The sequence below is a fragment of the Legionella sp. km772 genome (assembly GCF_003989735.1).
Classification (GTDB): Bacteria; Pseudomonadota; Gammaproteobacteria; order Legionellales; family Legionellaceae; genus Legionella.
Genome location: NZ_RZGQ01000362.1, coordinates 1 through 1210 on the forward strand (window position 1 = coordinate 1; position 1210 = coordinate 1210).

Sequence of the window (1210 nt, forward strand, 5' to 3'; positions counted from 1 at the left end):
TGATTTTTTTGATGCAGTGTAATAATTTCGCTTTTTGGTCATTCTATTCCCCTCTTATATTAGAAGAATAGCTCTTAAAAATACCTTTTTTTCGTCTAAAAATCCGCGCCTATATCACATTTGCTCGGAAATATCAGTTCCAATTACACAGCCTTCATGAACAATTCCAGCAATTTCATTTGTAATTACTCCATCCCCACATCCAACGTCTAATACACGGGACTGATTATCAAATGAAATTTTGCTTAGTAGTTTCATAGCAAAATTATATTGAAGCGCATTGTTTTTACTGTATTTATTAGGATTTCGATATATGTGACTAATCATAAAAATTTAAATTTAAAAATAATATGATATTTTACAAAATATTGTGTGGTATAGGAACAGATAAGATTTGATTATGTTATAATCCATACAACGAGATCATGCTCGTAATTAATTTGCATTAGGGATTTGGTATAGCAAATGTCAGTATTAAGTATAATTTCATCTATTATAAAGGAAATAAAATCTCCTGCATTTAAAATAGAGTCGGATGATGAGGATCCAAAAACAGGATTGATTTTCTTTTGGGTAAAAATAGAAAACAAAAGCGTTCATCCCATGAAAAAAGATCCTATTGAATTACTAAGGGAAGCCAGGTCAAAAAATTGTTTTTCAAAAAAGGATTATGATTGGATTATTGATGTCATGCTTGAGAACCAAAAAAGGCTTATAGAAAATAAATTTAAGAAAAATTTTTCTCTTATAAAACACCAGTTTTCTGAACAGCTTGAAGAACCTCTAGTCGTTTATAAGGATTTAACTAATAAAATTTATATAAAACCTGCAAAAGAAATATACTCAAGCATAGAGAAGCTAAAGAAATTTAATTCAGAAGATAGTGCCTGCATAGGTAATATTGTCGGTAGCCATGAAGCAGAACAAGAATATAGACTTCGTAATCAGTGTAAAAATAGTAATGTTATTAAGTTCGATACCTCACTCTTATCTCGTTAAGAGGGATAATTTTTCGATCTTTAATTGTATCTTCTTTTTGTATCTGTTTTTTTATTAAACTAACTAAATAGGCATTAGGGATACAAATTATGGGATGGTTCAAATCTACTGAACACTTCCACCAAATTTTGTAGTCATTTTTGAGAGCAGTTATCGACCAACGAATTGGTTTATGATACATAGTTTATCGCTAAATAAAAATAAGGATCAT

Annotated in this window: 2 protein-coding genes; one reads left to right on the forward strand and one right to left on the reverse strand. The window is 29.5% G+C overall.

Annotation, left to right across the window (positions count from 1 at the left end):
- Positions 1-114 precede the first annotated feature (114 nt).
- Positions 115-327 carry a class I SAM-dependent methyltransferase gene (locus tag ELY15_RS16785; protein ID WP_127101749.1) on the reverse strand — a complete coding sequence of 71 codons (213 nt, stop codon included), beginning with the start codon at positions 325-327 and terminating at the stop codon, positions 115-117.
- A gap of 138 nt (positions 328-465) precedes the next feature.
- Here ELY15_RS16785 and ELY15_RS15905 point away from each other — a divergent pair, with 138 nt between their 5' ends.
- A complete protein-coding gene (locus tag ELY15_RS15905) occupies positions 466-999 on the forward strand; it encodes a hypothetical protein (protein WP_120130580.1) in 534 nt (177 codons plus the stop codon).
- Positions 1000-1210: the final 211 nt, after the last annotated feature.

Excerpts from the sequence above, each read along its gene's own strand:
- ELY15_RS16785 (WP_127101749.1), bottom strand. The coding sequence starts at position 327 with ATGATTAGTCACATATATCGAAATCCTAATAAATACAGTAAAAACAAT.
- ELY15_RS15905 (WP_120130580.1), top strand. The coding sequence starts at position 466 with ATGTCAGTATTAAGTATAATTTCATCTATTATAAAGGAAATAAAATCT.